At 66.2% G+C, this 7,701-nt stretch carries 6 protein-coding genes and 2 pseudogenes; 6 read left to right on the top strand and 2 right to left on the bottom strand.

Annotated elements, in window-relative coordinates:
• Positions 1 to 94: 94 nt before the first annotated feature.
• From J7F03_RS40170 to J7F03_RS40160, 3 genes are all read left to right on the top strand, one after another.
• Entirely contained in the window at positions 95 to 1,690 is a 1,596-nt protein-coding gene (locus J7F03_RS40170) for an ISL3 family transposase (protein WP_308380170.1), read from the top strand.
• 12 nt (positions 1,691 to 1,702) lie between these two features.
• Positions 1,703 to 1,822 (top strand): SMI1/KNR4 family protein, encoded by a 120-nt coding sequence (locus J7F03_RS42895; protein WP_214958162.1) that lies wholly within the window; start codon positions 1,703 to 1,705, stop codon positions 1,820 to 1,822.
• A 308-nt stretch (positions 1,823 to 2,130) separates the two neighbouring features.
• A complete protein-coding gene (locus J7F03_RS40160; protein WP_214958161.1) occupies positions 2,131 to 2,757 on the top strand; it encodes a hypothetical protein in 627 nt (208 codons plus the stop codon).
• Between the two features lie 252 nt (positions 2,758 to 3,009).
• Here J7F03_RS40160 and J7F03_RS41800 read toward each other — a convergent pair.
• Positions 3,010 to 3,150: pseudogene (locus J7F03_RS41800) on the bottom strand (WhiB family transcriptional regulator); the annotation flags it as partial.
• 431 nt (positions 3,151 to 3,581) lie between these two features.
• Between J7F03_RS41800 and J7F03_RS40150 the strand changes: the two are divergent.
• The 3 genes and pseudogenes from J7F03_RS40150 (at position 3,582) to J7F03_RS40140 (ending at position 6,720) form a co-directional block, all read left to right on the top strand.
• Entirely contained in the window at positions 3,582 to 4,022 is a 441-nt protein-coding gene (locus J7F03_RS40150; RefSeq protein ID WP_214958159.1) for a hypothetical protein, read from the top strand.
• A gap of 173 nt (positions 4,023 to 4,195) precedes the next feature.
• A pseudogene (locus tag J7F03_RS40145) lies at positions 4,196 to 4,588 on the top strand (transposase); the annotation flags it as partial.
• Positions 4,589 to 5,940: 1,352 nt separating this feature from the next.
• Positions 5,941 to 6,720 carry a nucleotidyltransferase domain-containing protein gene (locus tag J7F03_RS40140; RefSeq protein WP_308380169.1) on the top strand — a complete coding sequence of 260 codons (780 nt, stop codon included), beginning with the start codon at positions 5,941 to 5,943 and terminating at the stop codon, positions 6,718 to 6,720.
• A gap of 176 nt (positions 6,721 to 6,896) precedes the next feature.
• Here the strand turns inward: J7F03_RS40140 and J7F03_RS40135 are convergent.
• The coding region (locus J7F03_RS40135; protein WP_214958158.1) for a transposase at positions 6,897 to 7,701 on the bottom strand (805 nt) is incomplete at its 5' end.

Here is a 7,701-nt window from a genome sequence, read left to right as displayed (position 1 = left end):
CTCCGGGCCTACTCAGCGAGGACGATCACCGGCGTTCTGCCGCGGTGACGTCGCGTCATCTGGGACCGTGGTGCGGTGTGATGACCTCATAGCGGTGCTGTTTCCGGACTTCAACACGGTTCTGGTGGAGCGGGTGTTCCTTGAGCGCCGGACGGTTCGAGTCTCGGCTAGGACGCGGGGCAGTTGTGTGCCGTGCCCGGACTGCTCGGTTTGGTCGAACAGGGTGCATAGCACTTACGGGCGGCGGCTGGCGGATACCCCGGTCGGCGGTCAGCCGGTGCTGGTCGAACTGACCGTGCGCCGGCTGTACTGCGAGAACACTGACTGTCTGCGGCGCACGTTTGTCGAACAGGTCGAGGGGCTGACCGTCCGGTATGGCAGACGGACACCGGCGTCGCGTCGGATTCTGGAAGCGGTGGCCGTCGCTCTCGCAGGCCGGGCGGGTAGCCGATTTGCGGTGGTGCTGGGCAGCGTGGTCAGCCGGACGACACTGTTACGGCTCGTGATGGCCCTGCCTGACCCGCACTGGCCGGAACCGAAAGTGCTGGGCGTCGACGACTTCGCGACCCGCCGAGGACAGCATTACGGCACCGTGATCATCGACTGCGCGACCGGCCAGCCTCTCGACCTGCTGCCGGGCCGGGATGCGAAGACGCTGGCGAACTGGCTGCGCAAGCACCCCGGCGTGGAGATCATCTGCCGTGACCGAGGCGGCTCCTACGCCGACGGCGCCCGCACCGGCGCACCACAAGCAGTGCAGGTCGCAGACCGCTTTCATATCTGGCAGAACCTCGGCACCGCAGTCGAAACCAGCGTCCGCCGGCACAACGCCTGCCTCAAACCGTCCACCGGACCGGACAGCACCGCGAACATCTCCACTGCCGACCCGGCAAGCACGGCCAAGGCGATGTCACCGATCGAAGCCCGAATCCGCGAACGCCACACCATCGTCCACGCCCTCCTCGACCAGGGGCACGGCATCCGCGAGATCGCCCGGGAACTGCACATCGGCGGAAACACCGTCCGCCGCACCGCCCGCGCCGAAACCCCCGAACAGCTGCTGACCGGACGACATCAAGCACGGCCCAGCCAGCTCGACCCCTACAAGGCACACCTGGACAAACGCTGGGCCGAAGGCTGCACGAACGCCATCGACCTGCACGCCGAACTCCAGGGACTCGGCTACCGAGGCCATTACCAGACCATCAGCGACTACCTGCGGCCCCGCCGCCGGCAGCGCATCCGTGTCGTCGGCCCGGCACCACCGGGCGTCCGCCAGATCACCGGCTGGATGATGCGTCACCCCGACCGACTCCGGGACGAAGACCGCCAACAGCTCGCTGAAGTCCTCGCTCGCAGCCCCGAACTCGATGCTACGAGCCGACTCGTCCGTGGGTTCGCCGAGATTCTGACCACCCGCACCGGCCAGCATCTGAAGGACTGGGTCGTCAGCGCGCGAGCCGAGGAGCTTCCCGGCCTCCACTCTTTCGCCACCGGCCTGGAGAAGGACTGGGACGCCGTCGTCCAGGGCCTGACCAGCCAGTGGAACTCCGGCCCCGTCGAGGGCCGGGTCAACCACATCAAGATGGTCAAACGCCAGATGTTCGGCCGCGCCAAACTCTCGCTCCTCCGCAAACGGGTACTTCTCACCGCGAGGCAGCCGGGCGCCACCAGTGCGAGCTGTGCTTGATAGAACGACGGCATGAGTCCGAACGACGACCAGATAGCGCAGGCCGAGAGCCGACTCGGAGTCCGGTTCCCCGACGACTACCGGAACTTCCTGGCCACGGAAGGGAGCATGAGTCTGTTTCTAGCGGGGTGAAGTAGAGCCAGGACGGCGGGCTTTTCGGGAGCCACTGGTTCGGGCGGTGAGTCTGGGAGCCACCCAGTGTGATGGTGTGTGACATGCCGCTGTTGGCGTAATGGGTCCTTAGGGCTGTTTGGCCGCTCATTCTGTGCCTGTTGATCACGGTCGTGTCAGGAGGCCGGCGTGTACAGGTCGCGTGAGTGGATCTTTGAGCGGATCCGCTGGGACGTGGCGACGGACGCCCTGACCCGGCACTTGCCTGAGGTTCAGCGAGGCCCTGCAAGCAATGGCTCCGCAGCGAATCATTCCTAGAGGACCGTGCGATGTTTATTGCACAACTTAACTTCAATGAGTCAGTGGGTGTGGCGGCAGCTAACGCAGCCTTCACAGCGATCCTGGTCGGAGTTGCCGCCACTTTCGCAATCAAGAGGTACGACCTGAGACATCAAACTCGGACAGCTCTACGTGAGACCTATGCGCGACTGCTCGTCGCCCAACGAAGATCCCGTGAGGCGTCCGTCCGTCTGGCCGATTTTCGCGCGGGGCGTCGTCAGTGTCGAGTGCGCAGGGTGTCGGCCGCCACCCGCTCAACAGATGAGGACTTGGAGCAGAAGGCGCAGCTGGCGCACGACGAGTTCATCGAGACGTATCACCGCCTCAACCTTGATGCATCCAAGCAGATGTGGCGAGAGGCGCGTGGGCTGCGGAATGTGATCGGTCATATGCTGGAGCTCGGGAAGCGGGGTGACGCTGAACAGTGTCGCGCACTCGAAAAGATCGCCAGGAAGGCACGCCAGAACCTGGAGCGTAGTTTCCGGGTCCTACTCGGCCACAAGCCCCTTCGGGATCGAAATCCACTCGGCCAGTACGACAAACAAAGAGCGCCCCAGGCTCCCCCTCGGAACCGTTTTGCCCTGCGCCTACCACTCCGGCGTAAGAATCAAAGCTGAGCAAAGCGCTCTGCCATGGTCATGGAATAGGGAGGGCCCTTCCGCGCCGCGCCTGTCAGGGACACGGACCGGTCGGGCCCGATCGTCAAGCTACTGGCCCAAATCCCGCCGCCACCGCAGACATCCCCACCGTGACGTCACTCGATCAGGGCGGCTCTCATTCCCGCCGCCGATCATGGACCTATGCCTATGTCCGTCCTCACCTCGGATGCAGCAACGTGGCTCTCGAACCCACCGCCCCATTGGCTCTACTTCGCCCCGCCAGAAACAGCCGCTACAGACAGCCTTCGCCCTGTTCTGGGCTGCGCCTTCTACGAACAGTTCTTCCGGATCAGCAGTACGGCACACGGCCCGTTCGTCCCATGCGTTGTCATCACCCGCGCCCGCCCCCACGCCGTCCTCTCCCCGATCGGTCTGCCCCCCCCAGCCTAGGCCGTTGGCAGTTCGGCGACGCTACGCCAGTCCGCGCCGACGACCCCGGCGATCCCCGAACCGCGCCAGGTCAGCCGCTGGATGTTCACCCACCCCGACCACCTCGACCAGGACGACGCGCTCGGGTTGAAACCGCCGTGTCCAGCTGCGAGGACAGGATTGCCCACGAGGCACCCGGTGCTCCTGCCTGGCCAGGCCCCGGGCAAGACAGCTCCGCCGGCCATGACCGTGATCGGCTCCGAGGCCGAGGACGTACTCATGTCGACGGCGAGCACTGGCCCAAGGCACCCCCCGTGCCATGGGATTCCGCCCCGCCCCGCCGGTACGGCAAATGGCTTGCCCTCGGCGGCTGCGCCGGAGCCCTGAGCTGTGGTGCGTTGGCACTCCTGACGATGCTCCTCGCGCCGGTGGCAGCGATTACGTTGATCGCCTTGGGGCGCCTCTGGGTCCCAGGAGCTCCGGGCGACGCCCTTGTGCTGACGAGGATCGAGCTGGTGGGCACATGGCAGGACGGCCACGGTGGCCGCCTCGCGCTCGCCGAGGACGGCACCTTCCGCGCGTCGAACGTGTGCGGCGACTACTCCGATTCCGCCCTCGAAACCAGCTCCGGATTCGGCCTGGCCTCGGTCAGGACAGGGACCGGCACCTGGGAGAACGACGACTCGGATTTCTCCGGTGAGATGACCACGGAGATCCGCAGCGATTACGTTCCGGGCCGAGTGTGGACCCAGTACGAGGCAAGTGGCACGGCAGCGGCCCCGATGCTCTGGACCTACATCGGCGACCCCGACCACGGAGAACGCTGCATTCTGAAGAAGGAGACCGCGCGCTGAGCGGTGGAGGCAGCAGAAGCCCCCGGAGGCCGGCCCTTCGTGGACCGCGTGCAGCCGAGTACCCGGACAGCTGGAACTGATCAGCGTTTTCACAGTTCGCCGGATGTGAGGGCGGCCTTCGTCTGATCCTTTGCTCCGTCACAGAGTGGATCAGCGCGAGGGTCGTAGTTGTTGTGAGTCTGGTGTCTCAGGGTGTCCCACGGGATGCGTTCGCGGAGGTGTCACACTTCCGGTCGGGGCTGTATGCATGCCTGACCTCGCGGGGCGACGCGCTGTTCGAGTTGTGCGACGCCTTGCCGTGCTCAGACGGTCCGGTGCGGACGCTGGTCGATCTTGCGCTGGCGCCCGAGCACCGGCGTGGGCGTGGTGCCCTCTACGGTGGCCTGAACCACGGGCGGATAGACGTCGCCCGGCTGCGGCGCGCGCTGGCCGGGCTTCCGCTGCCGCGGGCTGCGGACGGCCGGCTGGTGCTGGCCGCGGACGTCTCCCCGTGGCTACGGCCAGACGCCAACACCTGCCCTGAACGGTCGTTTTGCCATACGTTCGGCCGGGGCGAGGGCAACCATCCAACGCCAGCACCCCCACACCTCACCGAACCACTCCGAGCCGCCTGGCGTTGACCACCTCAGGTCACACGCCTCCCTCACATCTCAGCACCAGCGTTCAAAGACGGGTTCCCAAAACAAGGGCGCCCGCAGCCAACTCCAATGGCTGCGGGCGCCCTTTCATGGGCTCGTGCCCTTCCTGCGATCACCTTCAGCAGGCACTTGGCGTGCGCCGAGTAGACAGCGCGGACCTCCGCCTTGGACCCAGACCCGTGAGCGGCATCGCCTCTTCAGCCGCGCGACGGCTTCCAGCTACTGGGAAGCGGATGGTGACCGGTCAGGGACGGGGGTAGTCGACGCATTTCAGAGGCACGGCCTTCTCGTTGTCGATGCAGATCAGAACGTCTGTGCCGCCACCGACCACATTCGCGGGAAGTGTGACCGGAACCGGAGTCACCGTGTTGCAGTGTGTACTGCTGCTCCTGGGGCCCAGGGAAAGATTGCCTTCGTACGCGCTGAACCACGCCCTTCGGCAGCCGGAGGACGTCAAGTTCCCCGAGAAGCCGACTGACCGGTTGTACCACGTCAGGGTGCCTTTGATGCTGCTGCCGGCACCATCGCCGAAACTGACGGAGGTGGTGGGGTAGGCGGCGACAGCGGCTGGCGCCGTGGACGTGGCCGAAGTCGCAGCGACGGCGGGCACGGTCAGTGCTGCGGACATGGCCAGGCCCGCCACAGCGGTGAAGGTGAGAGCTGATCGGCGTAACGACACGTAAATCTCCTTGGTGGCAATGCGGATGACGATGGTGCGGCTTCACATCCTGGGCGAGCCAGCGGTCCACGGCCTACCTCTTAAGCCACGGCTTAAAGGGGGCGGGCTCGTGACGGCGGACGCGGGGCGCCCGGCGTAACACGCGAGTCCGGCGGCACCGCCTGAGAGGGGCGGCGCTTTGCCTGCCGGACTGATGTCACGGCGCCCTCGGAGCTCACGGTTTTGTCAGGGTGCCCGTCAGCAATAGGGCCAGCCCGAGGGGGGTGATGAGGTGCAACACGAACCCGCCTCGGCGGGTGGTCGTGATGAGGTCTGTGTTCCGCAGAGCTGTCGCGTGTTGACTGGCCGCTGCAGCCGTGACGTTCAGGCGGCGTGCAGACGGTCGTTGGCGGGGGCCGCCTCCATGACCGGTCAGTCCGGGCCACGCGCTGCTGAGTTGGTTATGGGAGAAACCAGGCCGGATCTAGTACCCGCCCCCTCACTTGTTGCGGCGGTGCGCGAAACTCGTTCGTCCCCGGCTCCGGTCAGGAAACGCTCTCGGCGCCTTGAAGGTCTGTCACCGTCTGTAGCGGTTGGGCCGCATAGCAGGAAAAGTCTGTCGGTGGTGATCGAGGTTCATGAAACCCTGACGGGCATGGATCTGGACCGGATTGACCTGGCGCGACGTCTCGTGCGTGACCGCTTCCCTGATGCGCTTGCCGTGTTCCTGGCTGGGTCCACGGCCGTGGGGCGGGCGACCGCCAGCAGTGACCTGGACATCGCAGTGCTCATCGGGGACAGCGGCGAGACCTACCGGGAGACGCTCCGGTTCGAGGGGCGTGTCGTAGAGCTCTTCATCCACACCCGTGCAGGTCTCGTGGATCTCTTCGCTGCGGACGTTGCCGTGCGTCGAGCGGTCCTGCAGAGCATGTATGCCACCGGCCTTGTCCTGGTCGACAGAGATGGAGAGGCCGGACGTGCCCGGGCGCTGGCCGAAACGGATCTCCGCAAAGGTCCGCCGGCGCTGGAGCCCGAGACAGTCGAGACGAAGCGGTATGGGCTGACGGACGCTCTGGACGATCTCGGCGATGCCGGCGACCCCATTGAGCGCCTGGCGGTGGCCGGGTTCGTCCTGAACGCTGCCGCAGATCTGCTCTTCGATCACCACCACGCGTGGACCGGCGGTGGGAAGTGGCTGCCACGGCGTCTTCTGGAGGCGGACGGAGTGCGCGGGGCCGCCCTGCTCGAAGGGCACCTGCACCTGTGTGAGTCGGGAGACCCGGAGCGTTTGATCGACGCAGCCTTGAAGATCCTCAATCTCGTTGGTGGGCCGCTTCGCGAGGGATATCGCAGGACGTGGCGTGGCGTTATTGAATCGGTTGCTGCCAGCACCCGGCGTTGACGGGCGGCCGACGCCGTGCCGTCTCGACGGCGTCGCATCGGTGCGGCAGCGTGGCTATGGCCGCCAGGCAACAGCTTCCCGTCTGACGCGTAAATAGCAGCAGGTCAGGGTGGGTGTGGGCATGGCTGGGTGCCTGGTGGCCGTTGGTGGCTGCAGGGTGTCCGGTTCGGGGAGGGTCAGGCCGCGGTCTCCAGTGGGTTGAGGGTGACGGTGTAGCCGAGCTGGTTGAGCTGGGTGATCGCTCGGCGGGTGGCCCGTTCAGGGTCGCGTTGGGTGAAGTAGGTGCCGCCGAGTTCGTCGTAGGGCTTGTGGTCCGTGAGCATGTGCCAGATCGCGGTGATGATCGAGTGCTCGACGGCGACCAGTGCCCTGAGCGGGCCCCGGCGGGCGGTCAGCCGCCGGTAACGGGCTTGGAGGTAGGTGTCCTTGGTTCTGGCCGCGCCGAACGCCGCTATCCCGAGTGCCCCCTTGAGGTAGGGGTTGCCGGGCCGGACCTTGGTGTTCTTGGTGCGGCCGGCGGACTCGTGGTGGCCGGGGCAGACCCCTGCCCAGGACGCGAGGTGCTTGGCCGAGGCGAACCGGGTCATGTCACCGCCGGTCTCCGCGATGATCACTTCGGCGGTTGCCTGGTTGATGCCGGGGATGGTGTCGAGCAGGTCGAGGGCGTCACGAAAGGGCACCATCGCCTCTTCGACCCGTCCGCTGAGCTGGTCGATCATCATGGTGAGCTGGTCGTACTGGTCCAGATGCAGCCGGACCAGGAAGGCGTGATGCTCACGGAAGCGTCCGGTCAGCGCCTCGGTGAGTTCGGGGATCTTGCCGCGGAGCTTGCGTTTGGCCATCTCGGCAAGGGTCTGCGGGTCGCGTTCGCCGTTGACGAGGGCTTCGAGCATGGCCCGCCCGGAGACGCCCATGATGTCGGAGGCGACCGCGGACAGCTTGATGCCGGTGTCCTCCAGCAGCTTTTCCAGGCGCTGGACG

It is taken from the genome of Streptomyces sp. ISL-43 (assembly GCF_018614195.1).
Classification (GTDB): Bacteria; Actinomycetota; Actinomycetes; order Streptomycetales; family Streptomycetaceae; genus Streptomyces.
Note: the sequence above shows the minus strand (reverse complement) of the source record. Positions and strands in the feature narration are given on the sequence as shown.

Excerpts from the sequence above, each read along its gene's own strand:
- J7F03_RS40150 (WP_214958159.1), top strand. The coding sequence starts at position 3,582 with ATGCTCCTCGCGCCGGTGGCAGCGATTACGTTGATCGCCTTGGGGCGC.
- J7F03_RS42895 (WP_214958162.1), top strand. The coding sequence starts at position 1,703 with ATGAGTCCGAACGACGACCAGATAGCGCAGGCCGAGAGCCGACTCGGA.
- J7F03_RS40160 (WP_214958161.1), top strand. The coding sequence starts at position 2,131 with ATGTTTATTGCACAACTTAACTTCAATGAGTCAGTGGGTGTGGCGGCA.